The sequence below is a fragment of the Lacihabitans sp. LS3-19 genome, from assembly GCF_024343575.1.
Taxonomy (GTDB): Bacteria; Bacteroidota; Bacteroidia; order Cytophagales; family Spirosomataceae; genus Leadbetterella.
This window is the reverse complement of record NZ_RJUA01000008.1, coordinates 19,363-42,201: the sequence shown is the minus strand read 5'-3', so window position 1 is coordinate 42,201 and position 22,839 is coordinate 19,363. Positions and strand designations below refer to the sequence as shown.

Genomic DNA, 22,839 nt, shown 5'->3' with positions numbered 1-22,839 from the left:
CGGGTATTTTGTACTTTTGCATTTTGTAATTAATCGTAAAAACTAAGAGAGAAGAAATGAATTATTCGCTTTCGCAAGTGCCCGAGCGTACTTTACAACCTCGAAATGAAGGCCTTACCATGGTGATGGACAAGGGCTTAAGTATCAGAGAAACAGAAGACATGCTTAGCATATCATCAAACCATATAGACATCGTAAAATTAGGTTGGGCAACTTCGTTTGTTACACCAAATGTCCAAGATAAATTAGCAGTTTACAGAAACGCCAACATTCCAGTTTATTTTGGAGGTACGCTTTTCGAAGCTTTCGTGGTTAGAAATCAGTTTGAAGACTACATGAGAGTATTAGATAAATTTAATTTAGAGCTTGCAGAGGTCTCTGATGGCTCTATTACCTTGCCTCATGACGAAAAATGTCACTATATATCAGAGTTGGCCAAAAGAGGAAAAGTGCTTTCTGAAGTAGGTTCAAAAGATGCGGAAAAGATTTTTGCTCCTTATAAATGGATCGAAATGATGAAAGCTGAGCTGCAAGCAGGAGCTTGGAAAGTAATCGGAGAAGCTCGTGAAGGTGGAAATATAGGACTATACAGAAGTTCTGGAGAAGTTAGACAAGGATTAGTGGACGAGATAATTCACGCTATTTCGGCCGAAAATATCATTTGGGAAGCTCCTCAAAAATCACAACAAGTATATTTTGTGAAATTGGTGGGTACTAATGTGAACCTTGGAAATATAGCTCCAAACGAAATCATACCTTTGGAAACCATCCGTTTGGGCTTAAGAGGCGATACTTTCGCGACTTTCTTATCAGACGATGTAAAACAAAAATACAAATTGGGTAGATACTACCAAGACGACCGCATAAGACAAGACGACTAATCTATGGAATTGATTCATTTTTTATTAGAATTTTTAAAAGACCCATTAACCACACTTCAGGGCTTTTTAGCCGAATATGACAAGCTGACCTATGCTTTGTTGTTTTTAGTGATTTTTGTAGAAACGGGTCTGATCGTAATGCCACTTTTGCCTGGAGATTCATTGCTATTTGCTGTGGGATTGTTGGCCGCCACTACTGGTCAGCTGAATGTTGCATTTGTAATTCCACTTTTGATTTTTGCGGCTTTATTAGGCGACAATGTCAATTATTTTGTTGGAAGGAGATTTAGCGAATATGTAAAGTCTAAAGAAAAGATTCTTTTTTTGAAAAGAGAATACATCACCCAGACCGAGGAGTTTTATATAAAGCATGGACCAAAAGCGGTTATTATTGCCAGGTTTATGCCTATCATCCGGACTATAGCTCCATTTGTGGCAGGTGCGGCAAGTATGAAATACCGAACCTATATCACCTTCTGCTTCGTCGGAGCAGTGTTGTGGGTTACAAGTATTACAATGATTGGTTATCTTTTAGGCAACAATGAATTTGTAAAAGCCAACTTCGAAAAAGTGGTTTTAGGAATAGTCTTCGTATCTATTTTACCGATGCTTTGGGGAATTGTAAAAGTGAAGTTTTTTAATAATAAAGCCTAATGAAAAAATACGGTTTAGTTGGGTTTCCGCTCTCACATTCGTTTTCAAAGAAATATTTCACGGAAAAATTCGGAGAATTAGGACTGTCTCAAACACATCAGTATGAGTTGTTTGAGATGGAGGATATAAAAGAATTGAAGTCTTTGATTAGCAAAAATGAAGACTTGGTTGGATTGAATGTAACGATCCCGCACAAAGTTGATGTGATGCAATTTCTGACTGAAGTAGATCCTGCTGCTAAGCGAATAGGGGCTGTAAATGTGATAAAAGTTGCAGAAAACAAAAAACTAATCGGTTATAATTCGGATTATTTCGGGTTTCGTAAATCTTTAGAGGAGTTTTTGGGCAATGCCAAAGGTATAAAAGCTCTTGTTATGGGTAACGGAGGTGCAGCCAAAGCAGTTTGTGTGGCATTGGAAGACATGGAGATACCCTTCGAATTGGTTTCAAGAAGAGCTTCGGAGCATACGATAAATTACAGAAAGGCAAATGAGCTTTTGGCAGAATATAAATTGGTGATAAACTGCACACCATTGGGTACATATCCCAATGTAGCAAGTTTCCCCGATTTAGATTACGAGACATTCACAAGTAATCATTTTTGTTTCGATTTGGTGTATAATCCATCAGAAACGCAGTTTTTGCAGAAAGCCAAAGCCAATGGAGCCAAAACTAAAAATGGCTACGACATGCTGGTTTATCAAGCCGAGAAGTCTTGGGAGATTTGGGGTGAGTGATGTGGTTATTGGTTTATTAGTTAAAAGTGTATTTGTGTATTGGTTAATTAGTGTTTTAGTTATTGGTTTGTAGAGGGCTTTTGGTGATTATTGGTGAAACGGTTTTTGAATATTTTGAAATAACAATAACCCTAAAAAAGTAAAGAAACCAAAACCCCGAAGGGGTGCCATTATTATAATTAACAAGTCAAAAAGCAAAAAGTTATAACCCCGAAGGGTTGAAATTATTATAATTAAAAAGTCAAAACCAAGTGGCTAAAACCCCGAAGGGGTGGAATTATTATAATTAAAAAGTCAAAACCAAGAGACTATAACCCCGAAGGGGTGGAATTATTATAATTAAAAAGTTATAACCTAGTGGCTAAAACCCCGAAGGGGTGGTATTATTATAATTAACAAGTCAAAACCAAGAGGCTAAAACACCGAAGGGGTGAAATTGTTCTAATTGCCCTCCCTATAACTATCAGGACACAGACAACAAATCAAAACCCTGAAAGGAAAAAGCTTGAACTTAAATTTGAATTTGAATTTGAACTCGAATTTGAACTTGAACTTGAACTTAAACTTGCTTTTTGAGCTTGAGCTTGATTTTTAAAAAGAAATAAAATTATCAAAAAATGAAATATACAAAACACGTATTTGTTTGTACAAACGATAAAGACGCACCCAAAAAATGTTGTGGTAGCGAAAGAGGTATGGAGTTGGTAAATGCCTTTAAGGCAGGTTTAAAAGAGCGAGGATTAGATCTTGAGATAAGAGCTCAACGTTCAGGTTGCTTGGATACTTGTGCTTTGGGACCATCATTGGTGGTTTATCCTGAAGGCGTTTTTTATGGCAAAGTTACTTTGGACGATGTTGAAGAAATCATCGAGAAGCATTTGGTAGGAAACGAAGCGGTGGAGCGTTTGGTTATCGCCTAAAAAATCAATTTTATTTTGGTGCCTGATTTTTGTGTTATATTTTGCGGAGGTTTAAATCTTTAAAATATAGCATATTGAAAATCAGGCATTTGTTTTTTGACCTCGACCACACCCTTTGGGATTTTGAAAAAAACTCGCAAGTTTGTTTACAGCAAATTTTTGATAAAAATGATGTGATTTTTACTGGAAAAATTAGCTTCCAAGAGTTTAATGATACATTTTCTGTAATTAACAAAGGCCTTTGGGATGCTCTGGACCAAGGGCAGATTACCCACGAATATCTTCGAAAAATTCGCTTTCAAAAAGTCTTAAGTGCTTGTGATATACATATAGACGAAGAAACTTCTTTCAGTTTAAATGATATGTTTCTTAATCTTTTGCCTCATCAAAAACTACTGATGGACGATGCTCTTGCAACTCTCCAAGCATTAGAAAAGAAAGCTTATAAAATGCATATAATAAGCAATGGCTACCATGAAATCCAAAAGTTGAAGATGGAGAGTTCAGGCATTTTGCATTTTTTTGAGTGTATAGTTACCAATGATATTGCTGGCTCAAGAAAACCCGAAAAGGAGATTTATGAATACGCACTAAACAAAGCCAATGCCCATGTTTCAGAAAGTGTGATGATAGGAGATAACCTAGTAGCTGATATAGAAGGAGCCCAAAAAGCTGGTTGGAAAACCGTTCATTTTGATATAAATGGGGCCTATACGCCAAATACAAAGATTAATGCTTTGAGTCAGTTGTTGGAGATTTTTTGATGTAACTTTGTGAGCCAAAATCTAAAAACATAGAGAACCTGCCTTAGAATGTCATCTCGAACGAAAATTAGCAAGTTTTCACATGTATAGTTTATTCATTTAAAAATAACAGCAATTCTTTGTCAGAGTATCTTCTTGATTTTCTTTTGCCATTGACACTGATGTGAAATTTGTATTCTTGGTCTTTGAAATGCCAAAATAAGTATTCAATAATTCCGATTATTTCAGGTCTTTGGATTTCTGAAACACAATCACCAATTTGATATTTGGGCTGTGGTTTTAATGGTTCCATTTCTGTTTTTCATCGTTCCAACGGCTCGCAAGCAAGATGATTTTGGAGCGAACATTGAGTTAATTAATTGATTATCAAACTTTTAATTGCTTGCCCGCGTTGGAGACAGACCAACTTTGCAAGCTCTTCTTTTCGAGTGTCGCCCGAAAAATAAGCGACCCAAAGTTATAAAAAAATGTAGTAAAAACTACGTCATAACATCGAAAAAAAAACTTTGAATACCACGCCAATTTCACGTCGAAAGTAACGATGGCGAAAAAAGAACCAAAAAATGGCGAAGTTTTTGAGAATTAACGCTTTAAAACTTCGCTTTGAAATTGTCGAAAGTGCCTAAAAATTAGAGGGAAAACTCAAAAAAGAATTGTGGAAAATATAAGCTAACCTTGAACTTATCTTTATTGTTTACTGAAAATATTTCTTTTGAAGAACATCGAATCATAAATTTAAAAAACTTTCTAATTTTTTCAAGAACTCAAATTCATTTTTAAGTAGAAAATAAAGAGCTATCGGTGTAGTAATTATTATATAAGAAATCATTGTTACAATGCTTTTAGTAGGATTCGTCTCCTCCAAAATAAAATCCTTCGGGTTTTGTTCTAAATATTTTATTATAACACTTTTTTCTTGTACAAGATATTGCTTGTAATCTAATCCCAAACTGGCTTTTTCGGTTAACACTTCACCAAAAAATGTGTTAAACTTCACAATAGGGAAATATGTTTTTACATTTTTCTTTTCCTCAATATGATATTCAATAATTTCCCCTGAAACACTAATTCCATTTTTAAAAATTTTACGGAATTTGAAATAAATTTTTGCGTATGTCCATATTAAGTAACTATCGAATATAATAAATATTAAAATTATTATAATCGGTTTCATTTTTGCATTTTAAAATTTTTCCAACATATAAAATACGTATCTACTAATACCCCCTTTGGTGTTGACAATCAATGGAATAATAGTATTTTTGCATTATTATGTTGTTTTGTTTAAATATCGCAATATATGAGAGAAAATACTAAACATCAAATCTTTCAATTAGAAAATTTTGAAAGGCATTATCTTGATTCTTACAATCGCCTTTATTTTAAAAAGTCTGCTGAATCTGATTTTAAACTGAAAAAAGCAATATTTAAAAACTCTAAATTGGGATATAAAATTAACAACAGATTTTACTTTGTTCATTAATTAAAGCGATTGATGGTTTCCCCAAATCCTTATAAACTCCCTTTTTAATCATCATCTAATAAGTTTTTTACCTCTTTGGCGGCATCTTCGCCGCTTACTTGCAAATATCAAAATAAAAATATTTTCGCCTCATCAGAGTCCCCGATAGGAACTCCGCACATTTCAAATGCTTAGTGAGTAATTTCATTCAATTTCAGAATCCACTTAAGTGAGACTCTGAACGGACGCAATCATCTAAAAAGTAATAATCTTATATCGAACTCAGGGCAATATAGGGAAATTCCGAAATTGTCTTATGGCTTTCAATGACAATGACAAACATGCACGCCTGCCGCTTTTTCCAAAGACTCCTTGCCTTCAGAATAAGAAAAATAGGCGATGCCGATGGCTCCCAAAGCGTCAATATAGGGGATTTTAGTGAAATAATAGATGAAACTGGAAGCTAAAAGCACCATAGACATATACATGCAAACACGTGCACAATTGGCATCTGATATGATGGCGTCGGAGTTTAGGGCTTTTCCGACTTTTATTTTTTGTTGTATCAAATACCACATGAAACCTATCGAAATACTCGCGATTATCACGCCAGGTAAGGTGTTTTGTGGCTGATGTTTTTCATAAATACTTAGAATTGAGCTCAAAACCAAAAGTATGGCGAGCCCATATAAACAGTATCCTGTGATTTTTAAGGCCGTTTTCTCAAAGTCCGATGTATGGCTTTCTGGATTTTTCTGAATTCTTTTTATCATGATCAAAATTCCGATACTCGATATCATTTCTATAAAACTATCGACTCCGAATCCAAAAAGGGAAAGGGCCTCGTCTTCAAAACCCCAAAAAGTACTCACTATGCCTTCTAGAAGGTTGTATATGATGGTAAACCAAGATAGGATGGTGGCGGTTTGGTAATATTTTTCTTTTATATTTTCCATATTCAAAGGTAAGTTTTTTGAAAGTGCAACAGGGAATCAAAAAGGTTTTTTTATTTTTGATAAAATATTGAGAAATGGCTGGCTGTTCGAAAAAAACTTATCTTACTGAAAATCTCGCTGTAGATGCACTTTTAGAGGCACGCATCCGGTTTGTGCAAAACACTTCTGTGGCGGTGTATCAATGTGAAGATTGCGGCTCTTGGCATTTGACTTCTCGTGGAAATATGCACCCGAGACTAGCCAAGGCTATGGAAACTGGCGAGATAAAGAAACAGAGTCAAGCGTATTTTTGGGAAAAGAAATTGGGATATTAAACGTAAGAAATTGGAATTTGTAGCGATAGATTTTGAAACAGCAACTTGGCACCGAAACAGTGCTTGTGCGGTAGGTATAGTGCATGTAAAAAACGAAGTTATCGTGGAGGAATTTTATACACTAATACAGCCACCCAACAACGAATACATGTATCATAATACCAAAGTGCACGGCATTACATCAGAAGATACTTTCGATGCTCCCACTTTTGAGGAGGTTTATCCTAAAATTAAGCAATTGATGGAAGGGAAGCTGGTAGTTGCTCATAATGAATCTTTCGACAGGAATATTCTGTACCACACGATGGAGCATTTCGGGCTTTCTTATTCCGAACTTAGGATAAAGTCTAGCTGGGAGTGTACGGTGAAGATTTTCAGAAAAAAAGGAAACTTTAAAGTCAACTTGGCTGCCTGTTGTGAGAGATATGATATTCCGCTCGACCACCACAATGCCCTTTCAGATGCCCGTGCATGTGCAAAACTATATTTAATCCATAAAATGCCTTTGTTTTCTTGATTTGGTGCGACGTGATGGAACACTGATGACACGGATTAGACAGATGTGCACAGATTTTTTTTTTGACTACTAATGGTGCAGATTAAGTAGATGTGCACGGATTTTTTTTGGAACACTGATGACACGGATTGGACAGATGTGCACAGATTTTTTTGGAACACTGATGACACAGATTGGACAGATGGGCACGGATTATTTTTGAACACTGATGACACAGATTGGACAGATAGGCACAGATTTTTTTAGAACACTGATGACGCAGATTGTACAGATAGGCACAGAAATTTTTTAGAAAACTATGAATCTTATTCAATAAAACGATACTGATTTAATGGTCTTAATAGGATTTAAAAAAAAAATCCGTGTTAATCCGTGCTGCTTGCATCCGTGTCATCCGTGTTCCATTCTCAAGTATATCAATACTATTTGCATCCGTGTTCCATTCTAAAGAACATCAATAGTTTTTAAAGCTCCACCAATTGTCTGTTATTAATGCTGATGCGGGTAAACCTTGGGAGTTTTTTAGGCTGCCTTCGGTGGTGTTGGTCCATTCGAACCTTGCAAAAATCGGGTAACTTATTTTGTGATTAGTTAAAACAATCGAATTGCTTTTTACTCTCACATTGGCTTTTTTAAACTCTCCACTGATGTCTGCTATCTCGAAATTATCTTGGCAGTTTTTATCGCAATGAAGATCTGTTGTATCAAAATATAAGGTTACATGACCTTTTTTGGACTCAAAAGTAAGGAGTTTTGGGCCTGAAATATTTCCGTTGTAGGCATTGTAAAGATTTTTTAGAGCCACATTGGCCAGTCTTATTCCAACATCTTTTTTGTTTCTTGGATGAATATCGTTTACGTTACCTATGTCAGATATCGTCACCATCGCAGTGTTTGGTGTTGATTCGGCCATTCTTTGTGCGTTTCTGAGTATTACACCTTCCTCTGGGTTCCCATATTTGTAAGGAGCAATTTGCACATAATAAAACGGCAATTCCTCAGCCCAAGCTTTTCTCCAGCTACTTATCATTGTGCTCAATAATTTATCATAATTGGCGGCATTCATCACGTTTGATTCCCCCTGATACCAAAGGAAGCCTTTGATTTTTAAGCCTGCCAAAGGTGCGACCATGGCGTTATAGATAACAGCGTTTTTTACAGGCCCCCAAGGTACTTCTTTTAGACCCAAAGCGTCTTTGTTGAGCACAGGATCTGCCTTTATGTACTCTTCAGGTGTCCAAGCCTCGGCAGGTGTACCACCCCATGATGTATTTATTATTCCGATAGGGATTTGTGTGTTTTCGTAAATTTGTTTTGCAAAAAAATACCCAATTGCACTGAAATTTTTCATGGTTTCGGGTGTACATTCTTGCCATTCGCCACTAAGGTTTTGTTGAGGAAAAGGTGCAGTGGCATGGTTTACAGAGAAAAACCTTATTTCTGGAAAATTGGCTTTGGCTATTTCTGATGCTGCGTCGTCTATGCCAGCGTTGGGAGTCCATTCCATGTTGCTTTGTCCTGAGACTACCCAAACTTCACCTATCAAAATATCTTTCAAGCTTAATTCATTGAAGCCTTTTATTTTTATTTCGTAGGGTCCGCCATATTGAGGTGTATTGATTTCAATGCTCCATTTGCCGTTATTATCTACTTTAGATATATATTTTTCATTGTCCCAACTGCTAGTAATTTCTACTGGTTCACCCGTTTTTCCCCAGCCCCATATTTTAACTTTTGATTTTTGTTGCAAAACCATGTTAGAGGTAAAAAATGAAGGAACTGTTAGGTTTGCAAAAGTTGTAAATGTGCTTATAAGGAGGATAAAAAAGATTTTAAATTTCATAATTGGGTTATTTTTTTTGCAAAAATGCTAAATCTAAACACATGAAACCAAAAAATGCTCGTATTTTTACTTTTATTCAAATCAATAATAAATGAGCAAAAAAATCATATTTACAGAAAAAGCACCAGCGGCTATTGGGCCTTATTCTCAAGCCGTTTTGGCTGGCGATACACTTTATGTTTCAGGACAAATAGCCTTGGATTTGGCTCCATTAGGAGATATTAAAGCCGAAACGCAAAGAATTATGGAAAATCTAGGGCATATATTGACAGAAGCTGGGATGAATTACACGAATGTTGTAAAGTCGAGTATTTTCTTGAAAAACATGGATGATTTTGCCATAGTAAACGAAGTCTACGGGAGTTTTTATCCAGAGAATCCACCTGCAAGAGAAACGGTACAAGTGGCTAAATTGCCAAAAGATGTGAATGTGGAAATATCAGTAATTGCCGTAAAATAAAAAACCTCCCGATTGCTCAGGAGGCTAAGTATAAGGTCAAGATTGATTGATTATTAAGGTTAAATAGCGATGCAAATCTATGACAAATTCAAGAAAAAATATAATTTTTGTTCAAAAAAGATTTTAAAATTTTATATCTCTCTCATAATCAACCTTTAAAAAATGGAAAATAGACGTGATTTTATTAAGAAAAGCCTTGGAGCAGCTTCTTTGCTTAGTATCGGAGGCTTAAATAATACTTTTGGAAATCCAATAAAAGTGGATGCCAACAATTTTAAATTGCTATATGCACCTCATTTTGGCATGTTTAAGAATTCGGCTGGCGATGACCTTTTTGATCAGTTGCAGTTTATGGCTGACAATGGTTTTAAGGCAATGGAAGACAATGGCATGCTAAAAAGACCTGTGGAAACCCAAAAGAAGATTGGAGAAACTATGGCAAAACTGGGCATGAAAATGGGTGTTTTTGTGATTGACGGGGGCGAAAACTGGAAAATATCTTTGGCTTCAGGGAAAACTGAGTTTAAGGAGAATTTCTTGAAAACTTGTCGTGAGTCTGTGGAAGTAGCTAAGAGAACCAATGCAAAATACATGACTGTAGTTCCTGGTTTTTTTGAAAGAAAATTGCCAATGGGTATCCAGACAGCCAATGTTATAGATGCTTACCGCAGAGCTTGTGATATTTTTGAGCCACACGGCTTAGTTATGGTGATGGAGCCTTTGAGCGATACACCAGACTTGTTTTTGCAGAATTCTGATCAAAGTTATATGATTTGTAAAGCTGTCAATAGTCCTTCGTGCAAGATACTGTTTGACATGTGGCACATGCAACGCAACGAAGGCGAACTGACCCGAAATATGGATTTGGTTTGGGAAGAAATAGGGTATTTTCAGATTGGCGACGAACCAGGCAGAAAAGAGCCAACCACTGGCGAAGTGAACTATAATTTCCTTTTCAAACATATACATGACAAGGCGAAGGAAAACAAACAAGAGTTTATTTTAGGTATGGAACACGGGAATATGTTTCCAGGCAAAGAAGGAGAACAAAAATTGATACAAGCCTATGTTCAGTCTGATAAATTTTAGGAAAAATATTTTTATAGTATTTCTTGTGGTATGGGCTTTAAACTCCTGTACCACAAGTTTTTATGTTGTAAGGCATGCCGAGAAATCTTCCACTCCTAAAAACGATCCAGTTTTAACTGAGGCTGGAATGCAAAGGGCGGAAAGATTGAAGGATATTTTAGTAAATAAGAAAATCAAAAAGATATATTCTACCCAAACGGTAAGGACTACAAGTACTGCACAACCGCTTTCCGATGCTATTCATATTCCAGTTGAAATTTATGATGCAAAAAATCAAACCGAGTTTATCGCTACGCTCAAAAAGTCTAAAAAGAATACTTTGGTAGTTGGGCATAGCAATACCATCAGGTACATTATCAATGGTTTAGCTGAAAAAGAAGTATTATCTAAAGATTTGGAAGATAATGAATATTCCAATTTGTATATCGTGAGGAGGGGGAAGGTGAAGGTGGAGAGGTATTGAAACTTAATTGTCGGAATTAGGATTTTTAGGATTTTGAGATTATGGGATTTAAATTTTTGAAATATTCTATAGGATATTTTTTTTGATTGTATAATATGAATTTTCTGATTAAATGAAACACAAAGAAATAACACACAAGATAATAGGATGTGCTATGACAGTTCATAGTGTACTCGGTAATGGATTTCAGGAAGTTATTTACCAAAGAGCTTTAGATATAGAAATGACAAAGCAAGGTTTGATATTTAAAAGAGAAATGTCAATGAACATTTTTTATGATGGTCATGATATTGGTACCAGAAGGGTAGATTTCTTTGTTGAAGGTTGCATAATGGTAGAGATTAAGGCAGTAATTCAAATGGATGATGTACATTTAGCTCAAGCAATGAATTATTGTCAAGCCTATAATTTACCCATAGGATTATTGATAAATTTCGGTGCTAAAAGTCTTGATTTTAAGAGGGTTTACAATGTTAATCATCCTGAGAATAAGAAGAATTAATGTGGGTAAATTGTCTGAATTTTTATACTTAAGATTTTAGGTATGAAGTAAATAAAGAAGAAGAAATATTTTATAGTAAAAATCTTAAAATCATCTAATCCTAAAAATCTTAATTCCGACAAATGCACCCCCAAACATACATTCTAAAAAACCGCCAAGTAGGTTCGCTTACCTATAAGGATACGTTTAGGTATGGGGTAGAACTTAGTTTGGGACTAAAAAATGTTGATGTTCAGCCTTTAAATATTGAAATTGATAATGCACTTTTTGCATTAAATACGCAAAGTAAAAACCTACCTGAGGTGGCAGTAAGCCAGCTCGAAAATGATATTGTGCTTACTTGTCCATGCGAAGCGATTAAAAATACACTTTGTGAGCATCAAACTTTGGTTTTACAAACGCTCATAGCAAAGCCAGATTTTAAGTTGTTTTTTGATAGAAATCTACGTCTTGAAAGAATAAAGAAAGCCTCCGAAGCATATGGAATGTCCGATGAAGCGGATTTAGATAAATATTTTGGACTAAAATATGCTGATAGGCAAACTTATGTAGTTCCGCTCAATACCGAGCTGATACCTGTGGATGAAAACGCTACTTCTTTTCTGAAAAGTAAATTATTTGTAAAGAAAGAAGAGGATCAAAGACCTGAGCAGAGTGAAATACCAAAGCAAATTTTGGTTTTTAGAAGAAATAAATTTCAAGAAACTTATTCGCTTGAACTTTATAAGGCTGCTTTAGCAAAAAACGGAAAAATCAAAGCTCCATTTACAATTGCTGACCCTCTTAATGAAGTTTGGGAGCATGAAAATCCTGATGCCATTCGGTTTTTTACTGCTTTGGCTAAAGTTCAAAAAACTGGTGATTGGAATGATTTTCAAGCTATAAAAAGTATCGTGAAAAATCCCTTATCACTTTCTTTTTTTATTTCGGATTCGGATGTGATACAGGCCAATAATTTAAAAGCTGTTAAACTTGAAAATGCTTCGACTGGTCTAAATATAAAGGTAAAATTAAAAGAGCCTTTTTATGAGGTCACGACTAGTATTTCGGTTAATGAGCACATTTATGCATTGCAAGATATAAAAATCAAGTTCAATTGCTTTTTTCAGATTGCCGACCGTTTAGTTTTTATTTCAGATGTGGAATTACTGCCTATCATCAAATATTTTGCTGAGAAAAGAGCAATTATGCTCATTTATCCAAGCAAATTTGAGGTTTTTAGAAAAGAAATTCTGGATGCGATGTCAGACAAAGTGAGTCTCGAATATGCATTTATTAAAAAGAAAAATAAGGAGAAATCTATAGAATGGAATACGGATTATGCTATTGAAAAATTGATATACCTATCTGACGAAAAGAACTTTGTAAACATAACGCCAGTAGTGAAGTATGGCAATTTGGAAGTGGCTGTTCACTCAAAAAAGCAATTGATAGATATTGATCCCAATGGCAATCATTTTGCGGTAGAACGAGACGAGGAAACGGAATTGAATTTTACGGCGTTAATTTCCAGATTACATCCAGAATTTGCGGAGCAATTGGCTGAAGGAAATTATTATTATTTACACAAACAGAAGTTTTTAGATGACAATTGGTTTCTTGATTTTTTTGAGATTTTAAGAGAAAACAATATTAAAGTTTTGGGTTTTAATTCTCTGACTAATAATAGATTAAGTCCTTATAAAGCAAATGTTGAAATTAGTGTTTCTTCAGGGATTGATTGGTTTGATGCTAAGGTTAAGTTGAAGTTTGGAAGAAAGGAGGTACCGCTTAAAGTTTTACACAAATCCTTAAGAAATAAGTCTAAGTTTGTGGAATTGGATGATGGCACTTTGGGCCTGATTCCTGAAGATTGGATAAAGAAATTTGACAGTTATTTTAAGGCTGGAAAACTAGAAGGTCCTTTGATTCGGACGCCAAAGTCAAGGTTTTTGGATATTTTAGATTTGTATGAAGAAGAGGTTTTGAGTAAGGAAACTTGGGCGGAGATAAATTATTTAAAGACAAAGTTTGAGCATTTTGAAACCATTGAAAATGTGGAGGTGCCGAAGGAATTGAACGCCACACTTCGCGATTACCAAAAACATGGCCTCAATTGGTTAAACTTCTTAGACGGCTTTAATTTTGGAGCTTGTCTGGCGGATGACATGGGTTTGGGTAAAACGATTCAAATCATCGCTTTTCTATTGACCCAAAAGCAAAAACATCCTGAACAACAAAGTTTAATAATTCTTCCTACTTCTTTGTTATTTAATTGGTTAGATGAGTTTTCGCGGTTTGCACCAAGTTTGAAAATTGCTTCACATTATGGCAATTCAAAATTAAATTCTAAAGTAGAAATTAAAGGTTTTGATGTTATTCTTACCACCTATGGCACATTGCTTTCTGATTTGCATTTCCTGAAAAGCATCTCTTTTAATTACATCATTTTGGATGAATCTCAGGCCATTAAAAATCCTGAATCGCAGCGTTATCGTGCAGTTCGGACTTTGGTTTCTCGCAACAAAATTGTGTTAACAGGCACACCGATTGAAAACAATACGTATGATTTGTACGGACAACTTTCGTTTGCATGTCCTGGGCTTTTAGGAAGCAAAAACTATTTCAAAGACATCTATGCCGAGCCAATTGATAAATTTAAAGAAACCAAAAGAGCGGAGGAATTAAGGAAAAAAATCAGTCCGTTTATTCTTCGGAGAACGAAAAAGCAAGTAATAGAAGAATTGCCTTCTAAAACCGAAATGCTGATTTACTGCGAAATGGGTTTGGACCAAAGGGCGGTTTATGATACGCATGAAGCAGAATTGCGTGATTATCTTCAACACAAAACCGATGAGGAAGTGAGTCCTATGCATGTTCTGACAGGCCTGACCAAACTCCGTCAAATATGCAATTCACCCTCGCTTTTGCCAGATGACCAATATCCTAACGAAGTTTCTTCGAAAATAGAAGTGCTTTTAGAACAGCTAGAAGGCCAAATAGCAGAGCATAAAATCCTGATTTTTTCACAATTTGTGGGTATGTTGGATTTGATAAAAAAATCTTTAATAGAAAGAAATATTCAGTTTGAATACCTTACTGGCCAAACCAAAAATAGGGCGGATAAAGTAAAGAATTTTCAAGAAAATCAAGAAATCAGAGTTTTCCTTATAAGCTTAAAAGCGGGTGGGGTAGGACTCAATCTAACCGAAGCCGACTATGTGTATTTGGTGGATCCATGGTGGAATCCTGCCGTCGAAAACCAAGCGATAGATAGAGTTTATCGCATAGGGCAAAAGAATAAAGTAATAGCCGTAAGGCTCATTTGCCCAAACACTATCGAAGACAAAATGCTCAAACTCCAGTCCTCTAAAAAAGAATTAGCAGGAAAATTGGTAAATACCGAAGCCGATATTTTCAAAGCCTTTAACCGCAAGGAGTTGTTGGAGGTTTTGGGGAGATGAGAAAAATTGAATTTTATTTGTAAATCGTTATTTCCGATATATACTTTTCTATTGTTTCAGGATACATATATCTTTCGTTTTTGAAATCTATTTTCATGCTTCCTTTAGCCATTTGTTTTTGTGTATCTCTGCTCCAAGCTAAAAGTTGATAACCGAGTCCGTGTTGTATGCATATCAAATCTGTATTGTATTCAAAAGTATCCATTTTTTTTGATGAAAGATGTTGGAAAAATACCTTAACCATGTACCAGCGACTATGTGATTGAAAATCAGCAACATGGCTAAGTTCATGTGCTAGCACGCCAATTCTACCATTTAAACTTAAAGAGTCGAATAAAATCGGTGCCAATCTCGGGATAGTTTCAGAACTCACGGCTATAGTATATTTCCAGTTAGATTTTTTTCTAAAAATATTCAAAAAAGAAGGTGTGCTGGTAAATGGAATGATTTGTTTTCGCTTGATTATTTTGATATTTTTAAATGGAATTTCCCCAAAATAAGGCTTAATCAGATTTACATATCTTGTGTAAGAAGTATCTATGTTGTTGATTGGTTTGTTTGGAATTAACAAGAATTGATCGGATTGAAAAGTTTTGATAGGCTGATTTTGTCCAAACAAAACAGGTTCTCCAAAAACAAAAAAAATAAGAAAGATTATTATTTTATACTGCATTTTTAGCTTTTTCCTTTAATAATGAAAAATAGAAAAGAATGATTTCAATTTTTGCTTTTTTTTAAATCATTTTTTTTCTTTTATAAATTTAATCAGTTTTAGTCTTTTTTTTACCCCATCAGCTCGCTAGAATAGAACCGCTTACATTCATCAAAGGGCAAAAAACTGTTGAGGCAAGTCCAAGTGTAGCTATTTTGTCCATTTTGTTGGCAAATACAGAGGCCAAACAGGAGTTTTAGATTCCTATTTCTATTGCTATTGCACTGGCCTTTGTTTCATTTAGTTTAGAGGTTTTTGCAGAAAAGTAGCCTAAAATATAGCCTCCAAAATTATGAATTGTAATTGCAATCAAAAGAGAAATGCCGACTGTTTCAAGTGCATTTTGGCCATTAGCTGATACTATTTCTGTAACCATACCAATTTCTAACATCGAAAAGTATGGCAAAATATTTGTGATCTTTACCTTAAGATTTGGAAGTAATTTGTTTGCTAAAATGCCTATAGAAAATGGTATAATTACAATTTTTCACATATCCCAAAACATGGCTTTTACATCAATTTCAATAAGTTCTCTTCCATATGTTTTCACTAGAAAGGTGTTTAAACTGGAGCCTATAAGGTAACTAGAGTAGTTAGGCAAATAGATAAGGCCAGATTTGCTTTGGATATCATTGACATGGCCAAGCCAATTGGGCTAAAGCCGATAAGGATTAATCCTGCATCTATTTCGGCTGGAAATTAAAAAAAATGGTTAGTCCAAAGCCAAGAGTAGGCATTATTAAAACCTGAGAAAATTTCCAATTCCAACCTGCTCTGGAGTTTTTATTACAGCCACAAAATCTTCAGAAGAAATAGTAGATCCTACACCTAACATAATTATTTGTAAAATAGGTGAAAACAATTTACTGGTTTTAAAGCTTTTTATTTCAACAAAACTCTGAGGAAAGCAATAGGCTAAAATAACAATGAAAACTATTGAAATAGGGTAATTGTATCTTTTCTTAATGGCTGAATGTTAAGATTTTATACTAAGAAAATTCTAAATTTTGATTGTTTTTAAATTTCAAAATTATCATCGCTTTTAATTATTTTGAAGAAATCATTTTTAAAAATTACATCCCATCTATAACTGATTTTGTTTGGTTCTCCACATATTTTGCAATCATATTCCCAAGCCGAACCGAAAGGATTTAATTTGATATTGGCATTTTTTATTGCGTTGATAATTTCGGCCTTTTCGGTTTGGGTTTCAGAATTGTTCTGAAAGTTTTCTAAATTTAGAATTTCTAAAAAATCATTTGAAAGGAGGTTTTTTTCAATAATTTCAGGAATAAATTTTGCGGCTAAAAATCTTTCAATTGAATTTTCGGCAATATCCCCATTTTTGCATTTTCGGCACATTCCTCCTTCCAATTGGCTAAAATACCCCTTTGGGATCTCAATTGTTTGTGTTTTTGCAAATCCATAAGAAATGCTTGCCAAATTACTCAAAAGTGCATTTTTCCAATAGCCAATTTTATCGTTTTGACCAAGATTAATATCATTAAAAGATCCCGCACCACCAAAGGCATGCAAATGGTGTTCGGTTGATTTGTCTTTATTCCAAACGTCTATGTCTTTCTGCATCCAATCTGCCCAAAACTGCTCGCCGTTTGAGATTAATAATGATTTTAAGAGTTCTAATGTTTTTAGGTAAGTTTCCAATTTTTGCTTTTAAAAGAATACTGAATTTGAAAATCTGAGTTTTTTAGAATGGAAAAATATCAAACAATGGCCTAGGAAATTCTCAATTATTTTCCATACAACTCCTGCCCAACTTTCTCATATTTATCTCCCGCATTCCACTTTGGTGCATTTGGTTTATTGGCAATCAATCTTGCAGAATATATAAAAGCCTGACAAAACCTTGTGATATAACTCATGCTCACATTTTCAGGATTGTCGGCCGCTTGGTGGTAATACTTGCCAATTTCTGCATCAAAAGCAGTAAGACCTGGAGAATAATTTGGTGCAGGAATACCCTTCGCTGCCAAACTTACATTGTCGGATCGGTCAAAAAGATTTTGTTCTGGTACAGGGTCGTTGATAGCTTCTAAGCCAAATGCTTTACTGGCTTTTATGATTTCTTGTTCAGCATCTGTTCTGTTTAGACCGATTATGGTTACTTTGGTAGAATCATTGTATCCTGCCCCGTCAGAATTTAGGTCAAAAATGCAGCTTTTCAAAGGAATCAATGGATGTTCTGCATAATATTTTGAACCTAACATGCCCAGCTCTTCTCCAGTATAGGCTAATAATAAAATGGATCTTTTTGATTTGAGTTTGGCGAAACTCTGGGCAGCCATCAAAATTGCTGTTGTACCGGTCGCATTGTCCCGTGTTCCATTGAAAATTGTATCTGATTCTGTTACTTTTCCTCTGTTTTTACCTGCTCCTATGTGGTCAAAATGAGCTGAAAGTACCATGTATTCGTTTTTCAATACTGGGTCAGAACCTTTAATTACACCGACAACATTATATGCTGGAACTGATTGTTTATTAACTTCTCCAGTGTTTAGGCTTAACGTTTTTAGGTTTTCTTTCGTGAATTTTTTAGAAAAAGTGGAATTCACCCAAATATGTGGAATGTCGGAATTTACATTGGAGGCTGCTGAAAGTTTTTCACCACCGAAGTTTCTTGTGATAGAAGCAAAAGGGAAGCTTAAATTGTAAATTTGAACCAATGCCAAAGCTCCATTTTCGGCAGCGAATTTGATTTTTTTAGTAGAACCTATCATGTTTTGATAGGGTTGGTCATTGTCAGGGATACCGAATTGACAAACCACTATTTTGCCTTTTACGTCTATTCCACTGTAATCGTTTTGTTTATCATCTATCCAGCCATAGCCTACAAAAACCACAGGAATATTTTCAAGTTTCGTTTCTTTTCCACTCAAAACTATGAAATCTTTGCTTAGTTCTAGCGTTTCATTATTTGCAACAAGATTTCCGAATTTTGCAGGTTTTGATAATTCCAAAGGCACAGTTTGTAAAAAGTCTTTCTGACCTTCTACGGGTTTTACACCAGCCAAACGAAACTGCTCTGCAATGTATCTTGCGGCAACATTGTTGGTGATTTCGCCAGTTCTTCTACCCAACATTTCGTCAGAAGCAAGAAATCTTAAGTGAGACTCAACTTCGTTTTGTGATAATTTATATTCAGGAAGTTTCGATAGTTTTTGAGCAAATAATAGACAAGGAATTAAAAGGACAATTAAGGTTGATATAGTTTTCTTTTGCATTTGAAGTTTTTTATTTCAAATGTAAGGATTTTTTGAAAAATATTTTAAAAAACCTTAAACAGGGGAATTCGTCCACGAAAGAATATTCCTCACAACGGTATATTCCCATGCTTTTTCTTCGGCAAATGATCTACTTTGTTTTCTAACATTGCAAATGCTTTAATGAGTTTTCGACGAGTAAATCTTGGCTCTATTACTTCATCTACAAAACCCCTTTCGGCAGCGGTATACGGGTTAGCGAATAGTTCTGCGTATTCTGCTTCTTTTTCTATCAATTTGGCGGCTGGGTCAGCGGCTTCTGATATTTCTTTTTTGAAAATAATCTCCGAGGCTCCTTTGGCTCCCATCACGGCTATTTCAGCTCCTGGCCATGCAAAGTTCATATCCGCACCGATGTGTTTGGAGTTCATTACATCATAAGCACCTCCGTAAGCTTTTCTCGTGATTACGGTAACTCTTGGTACCGTGGCTTCGCTCAATGCATATAAAAGTTTGGCTCCGTTGGTTATTATGCCATGCCATTCCTGGTCTGTACCCGGTAAAAATCCAGGGACATCCACCAAAACCAAAAGCGGGATATTGAAACAATCGCAAAAACGTGTAAATCTTGCTGCTTTTTTAGAACTTTCTATGTCTAAAACGCCAGCTAAACTGATAGGTTGGTTGGCTACAATTCCTATGCTTCTACCAGCTAATCTCGCAAAACCAACTACGATGTTTTCAGCATAATCTTTATGAATCTCCATAAAACTCTCTTCATCACATATTCCCGAAATTACCTCCCGCATGTCATACGGCTGATTGGCATTTTCTGGAACTATAGTCTCTAAAACCTCTCTGATTTCCGTGTCTAATTCATAGGGCAATTTGGCTGGAGTTTCTTCGCAGTTTTGTGGAATATAACTTAGCAATTGTTTGATTTGCTGTATACATTCAAAGTCATTGGCAGAGGTTAAATGCGTCACCCCAGATTTGGTGGCGTGGGTCATGGCTCCACCCAATTCTTCGGAGCTAACTTCTTCATTTGTAACGGTTTTTACCACGTTTGGTCCCGTAACAAACATATAACTTGTGTGCTCCACCATCATTACGAAATCTGTGATAGCAGGTGAATAAACCGCTCCGCCAGCACATGGGCCCATAATGGCCGAAATCTGTGGAATAGCCCCAGAAGCTCTCACATTTCTATAAAAAATATCTGCATATCCGCCTAGTGAACGTACGCCTTCTTGAATTCTAGCACCACCAGAGTCGTTTAAGCCGATTACTGGAGCACCATTTTTCATGGCCATGTCCATTATTTTGCATATTTTTTCGGCATGCGTTTCAGATAATGAACCGCCAAAAACTGTGAAATCTTGGGAGAAAACATAAACTAATCGGCCATTTATCGTGCCATAGCCTGTGATTACGCCATCACCTAAAAATATCTGATTGGCCATGTCGAAATCTTTGGTTCTGTGGGTAACCAAAGCCCCGATTTCTTCAAAAGAACCTGCATCCATCAACAATTCAACTCTCTCTCTTGCAGAAAGTTTGCCTTTTTTATGTTGAGCAGCAATTCTATTTGCTCCACCACCAAGTGCGGCTTCTGCCAGTTTATTTTTTAGTTTTTCTACTTTATTAGCCATTTTTTAATGTCTTGTTTTCTTAATCTGAAAAGTATTTTTTTATGATATTTCAGTTTTATTATTTTTTCTTAACCTTCAAACTTTTTTACTTTTAACCTATTAATTCTTACTTTAATCTTTCATTAAAAGTTCTATTATTTCTTTTCCTGCATTGGCAATTGGCGTACCTGGCCCAAAAACTGCAGAAACTCCTTTTTTATAAAGAAAATCATAGTCTTGTGGTGGAATTACGCCACCTACAATCACTTTGATATCAGGCCTTCCCAGTTTTTTTAGTATTTCGATGACTTCTGGTACTAATTTTTTATGACCAGCAGCCAATGAGCTTATTCCTACCACATGTACGTCGTTTTCAATAGCCTGTTGAGCTGCCTCTTGCGGCGTTTGAAACAAAGGGCCGATATCCACATCGAAGCCGATATCTGCAAAACCCGTGGCTATAACTTTGGCTCCCCGGTCGTGACCATCTTGACCCAATTTGGCAACCAAAATCCTAGGTCTTCTACCGTCAAACGCAAGAAAACTATCACTTAGTTTTTTTGCTTCTTCAAATGATTTGTTGTCATGCATAGCTTTTGAATATACGCCTTTTACAGATTGAATATCAGCTTTATACCTTCCAAAGGCCACTTCCATAGCATCCGAAATTTCACCTAAAGTACATCTTACTTTGGCGGCAATTATGGCTTTTTCTAATAAATTCCCTTCCCCAGTTTGTGCTGCTTTTGTCAACTCAAGCAAGGCAAGGTTTACTTTTTCTGTATTTCTTTCTTTTTTGATTTTATTGATTAAAGCAATTTGTCCAATCCTTACAGCTTCATTATCAACTTCTAAAGTGTTTAAAATCGTATTTTGAGAAACCGTGTATTGGTTTACACCAACTATTATTTCTGTGCCGCTATCTATTGCCGCTTGTTTTTTTGTTGCTGCTTCTTCTATTTTTAATTTCGGAATTCCTTTTTCTATCGCATTGGCCATGCCGCCTACTTGATCTGTTTCCTCTATTAGCTCCCATGCTTTTTTTACCAATTCTGCTGTGAGATATTCAACATAATATGAGCCTGCCCAAGGGTCAACTGCTTCGCATATTCCTGCCTCAGTTGACTGGAGATATTTCTGCGTGTCGCGGGCAATTTTCGCTGAAAAATCGGTTGGCAGAGCGATGGCTTCGTCCAATGAATTGGTATGCAAGGATTGCGTTCCTCCAAACACCGCAGCCATGGCTTCTATGGTTGTTCGGGCTATGTTGTTAAAAGGGTCTTGGGCCGTTAGGCTCCAGCCAGAAGTTTGGCAATGCGTTCTTAAAGCTAAAGACTTTGGATTTTTTGGGTTAAATCTTTTTACGATTTTAGCCCAAAGTAACCTAGCCGCACGCATTTTGGCTATTTCCATAAAGAAATTCATGCCTATGCCCCAGAAAAATGAAAGTCTAGGAGCAAAATCATCTATGTCTAAGCCTTTTTCTATACCTGTTTTCAAGTATTCCAATCCATCAGCCAATGTGTAGGCGAGTTCAACATGTGCAGGAGCACCAGCTTCGTGCATGTGGTAGCCACTGATACTTATGGAGTTGAATTTGGGCATATTTTTCGAAGTAAAATCAAAAATATCCGCAATGATTTTCATGGAAGGTTTTGGTGGATAGATATAGGTATTTCTCACCATAAATTCTTTCAAAATATCATTTTGAATGGTTCCCGAAAGCTTTTCCATGCTTACGCCTTGTTCCTCAGCTGCAACTATAAAAAAAGCTAAAACTGGTATCACAGCACCATTCATGGTCATCGAGACGGACATTTGGTCAAGTGGAATTTGGTCAAAAAGTATCTTCATATCTTCGACCGAATCTATGGCCACTCCAGCCATGCCCACATCACCGCTTACACGAGGGTGGTCTGAATCATAGCCTCGATGTGTTGCTAAGTCAAATGCAACAGAAAGGCCTTTTTGACCCTGAGCTAAGTTTTTTCTGTAAAATGCATTACTCTCTTGTGCAGTCGAAAAACCAGCGTATTGACGAATAGTCCACGGTCTGTTAAGATACATGCTCGCATAAGGGCCACCTAAAAACGGAGCAATTCCAGAAGTGAAAACCTGATGATCCTGAACGACAGGAGAGCAAATGTTTTTGACAACAATTCCTTCTGAAGTAATGTATTCTTTAAAACCTTCAGCTTGTTCAATTGAAGGTTTGTCGAATGTTATTTTTGAAAAATCAGGTCTTTTCATTTTAGTTTTTAATATTAGCC

At 35.8% G+C, this 22,839-nt stretch carries 22 protein-coding genes; 12 read left to right on the top strand and 10 right to left on the bottom strand.

Annotation, left to right across the window (positions count from 1 at the left end):
• Positions 1-56: 56 nt before the first annotated feature.
• From EGI22_RS08915 to EGI22_RS08895, 5 genes are all read left to right on the top strand, one after another.
• Entirely contained in the window at positions 57-881 is an 825-nt protein-coding gene (locus EGI22_RS08915; protein WP_255067858.1) for a phosphosulfolactate synthase, read from the top strand.
• Positions 882-884: 3 nt separating this feature from the next.
• Complete coding sequence (locus EGI22_RS08910) at positions 885-1,535, top strand: VTT domain-containing protein (RefSeq protein ID WP_255067857.1); 651 nt, start codon at positions 885-887, stop codon at positions 1,533-1,535.
• A complete protein-coding gene (locus EGI22_RS08905; RefSeq protein WP_255067856.1) occupies positions 1,535-2,272 on the top strand; it encodes a shikimate dehydrogenase in 738 nt (245 codons plus the stop codon). Before EGI22_RS08910 ends, EGI22_RS08905 begins: the two co-directional genes overlap by 1 nt.
• 617 nt (positions 2,273-2,889) lie before the next feature.
• On the top strand, positions 2,890-3,192 hold the full coding sequence (locus EGI22_RS08900; protein ID WP_255067855.1) for a ferredoxin: 303 nt from the start codon (positions 2,890-2,892) through the stop codon (positions 3,190-3,192).
• 74 nt (positions 3,193-3,266) lie between these two features.
• Positions 3,267-3,956 (top strand): YjjG family noncanonical pyrimidine nucleotidase, encoded by a 690-nt coding sequence (locus EGI22_RS08895; protein ID WP_255067853.1) that lies wholly within the window; start codon positions 3,267-3,269, stop codon positions 3,954-3,956.
• 91 nt (positions 3,957-4,047) lie between these two features.
• Here the strand turns inward: EGI22_RS08895 and EGI22_RS08890 are convergent, their stop codons facing one another.
• The 3 genes from EGI22_RS08890 to EGI22_RS08880 all read right to left on the bottom strand — a co-directional run bounded on the left by EGI22_RS08890 (position 4,048) and on the right by EGI22_RS08880 (position 6,374).
• Positions 4,048-4,248, bottom strand: a complete 201-nt coding sequence (locus EGI22_RS08890; protein WP_255067852.1) for a hypothetical protein — start codon at positions 4,246-4,248, stop codon at positions 4,048-4,050.
• 435 nt (positions 4,249-4,683) lie between these two features.
• Positions 4,684-5,130 (bottom strand): hypothetical protein, encoded by a 447-nt coding sequence (locus EGI22_RS08885; RefSeq protein ID WP_255067851.1) that lies wholly within the window; start codon positions 5,128-5,130, stop codon positions 4,684-4,686.
• 611 nt (positions 5,131-5,741) lie between these two features.
• Positions 5,742-6,374 (bottom strand): cation transporter, encoded by a 633-nt coding sequence (locus EGI22_RS08880; protein ID WP_255067850.1) that lies wholly within the window; start codon positions 6,372-6,374, stop codon positions 5,742-5,744.
• Between the two features lie 74 nt (positions 6,375-6,448).
• Between EGI22_RS08880 and EGI22_RS08875 the strand changes: the two genes are divergently transcribed.
• Positions 6,449-6,688 carry a hypothetical protein gene (locus EGI22_RS08875; RefSeq protein WP_255067848.1) on the top strand — a complete coding sequence of 80 codons (240 nt, stop codon included), beginning with the start codon at positions 6,449-6,451 and terminating at the stop codon, positions 6,686-6,688.
• 10 nt (positions 6,689-6,698) lie between these two features.
• Complete coding sequence (locus EGI22_RS08870; protein ID WP_255067847.1) at positions 6,699-7,205, top strand: 3'-5' exonuclease; 507 nt, start codon at positions 6,699-6,701, stop codon at positions 7,203-7,205.
• A 454-nt stretch (positions 7,206-7,659) separates the two neighbouring features.
• Here EGI22_RS08870 and EGI22_RS08865 read toward each other — a convergent pair whose 3' ends face one another.
• The gene (locus EGI22_RS08865; protein WP_255067846.1) at positions 7,660-9,048 is read right to left on the bottom strand and encodes a sialate O-acetylesterase; all 1,389 of its coding nucleotides are present in this window, start codon (positions 9,046-9,048) and stop codon (positions 7,660-7,662) included.
• Positions 9,049-9,139: 91 nt separating this feature from the next.
• Here EGI22_RS08865 and EGI22_RS08860 point away from each other — a divergent pair, with 91 nt between their 5' ends.
• From EGI22_RS08860 to EGI22_RS08840, 5 genes are all read left to right on the top strand, one after another.
• A complete protein-coding gene (locus EGI22_RS08860) occupies positions 9,140-9,508 on the top strand; it encodes a Rid family detoxifying hydrolase (protein WP_255067845.1) in 369 nt (122 codons plus the stop codon).
• Between the two features lie 162 nt (positions 9,509-9,670).
• Positions 9,671-10,597 carry a hydroxypyruvate isomerase family protein gene (locus EGI22_RS08855; RefSeq protein WP_255067844.1) on the top strand — a complete coding sequence of 309 codons (927 nt, stop codon included), beginning with the start codon at positions 9,671-9,673 and terminating at the stop codon, positions 10,595-10,597.
• A complete protein-coding gene (locus tag EGI22_RS08850) occupies positions 10,575-11,060 on the top strand; it encodes a histidine phosphatase family protein (RefSeq protein WP_255067843.1) in 486 nt (161 codons plus the stop codon). The genes EGI22_RS08855 and EGI22_RS08850 overlap by 23 nt, the downstream gene beginning before the upstream one ends.
• A gap of 112 nt (positions 11,061-11,172) precedes the next feature.
• Positions 11,173-11,562: a GxxExxY protein gene (locus EGI22_RS08845; protein WP_255067842.1), complete on the top strand. Its 390-nt coding sequence runs from the start codon at positions 11,173-11,175 to the stop codon at positions 11,560-11,562.
• A gap of 122 nt (positions 11,563-11,684) precedes the next feature.
• The gene (locus EGI22_RS08840) at positions 11,685-15,005 is read left to right on the top strand and encodes a DEAD/DEAH box helicase (protein WP_255067841.1); all 3,321 of its coding nucleotides are present in this window, start codon (positions 11,685-11,687) and stop codon (positions 15,003-15,005) included.
• A 13-nt stretch (positions 15,006-15,018) separates the two neighbouring features.
• Here the strand turns inward: EGI22_RS08840 and EGI22_RS08835 are convergent, their stop codons facing one another.
• The 6 genes from EGI22_RS08835 to scpA form a co-directional block, all read right to left on the bottom strand.
• Positions 15,019-15,678 carry a hypothetical protein gene (locus EGI22_RS08835; protein ID WP_255067840.1) on the bottom strand — a complete coding sequence of 220 codons (660 nt, stop codon included), beginning with the start codon at positions 15,676-15,678 and terminating at the stop codon, positions 15,019-15,021.
• 235 nt (positions 15,679-15,913) lie between these two features.
• Positions 15,914-16,123, bottom strand: a complete 210-nt coding sequence (locus EGI22_RS08830; RefSeq protein ID WP_255067839.1) for a hypothetical protein — start codon at positions 16,121-16,123, stop codon at positions 15,914-15,916.
• Between the two features lie 611 nt (positions 16,124-16,734).
• Positions 16,735-17,382, bottom strand: a complete 648-nt coding sequence (locus EGI22_RS08825; protein ID WP_255067838.1) for a hypothetical protein — start codon at positions 17,380-17,382, stop codon at positions 16,735-16,737.
• 86 nt (positions 17,383-17,468) lie between these two features.
• Entirely contained in the window at positions 17,469-18,959 is a 1,491-nt protein-coding gene (locus EGI22_RS08820) for a M28 family peptidase (protein ID WP_255067837.1), read from the bottom strand.
• A gap of 89 nt (positions 18,960-19,048) precedes the next feature.
• On the bottom strand, positions 19,049-20,590 hold the full coding sequence (locus EGI22_RS08815; RefSeq protein WP_255067836.1) for an acyl-CoA carboxylase subunit beta: 1,542 nt from the start codon (positions 20,588-20,590) through the stop codon (positions 19,049-19,051).
• Between the two features lie 111 nt (positions 20,591-20,701).
• Entirely contained in the window at positions 20,702-22,819 is a 2,118-nt protein-coding gene (scpA, locus tag EGI22_RS08810) for a methylmalonyl-CoA mutase (protein ID WP_255067834.1), read from the bottom strand.
• Positions 22,820-22,839 lie beyond the last annotated feature (20 nt).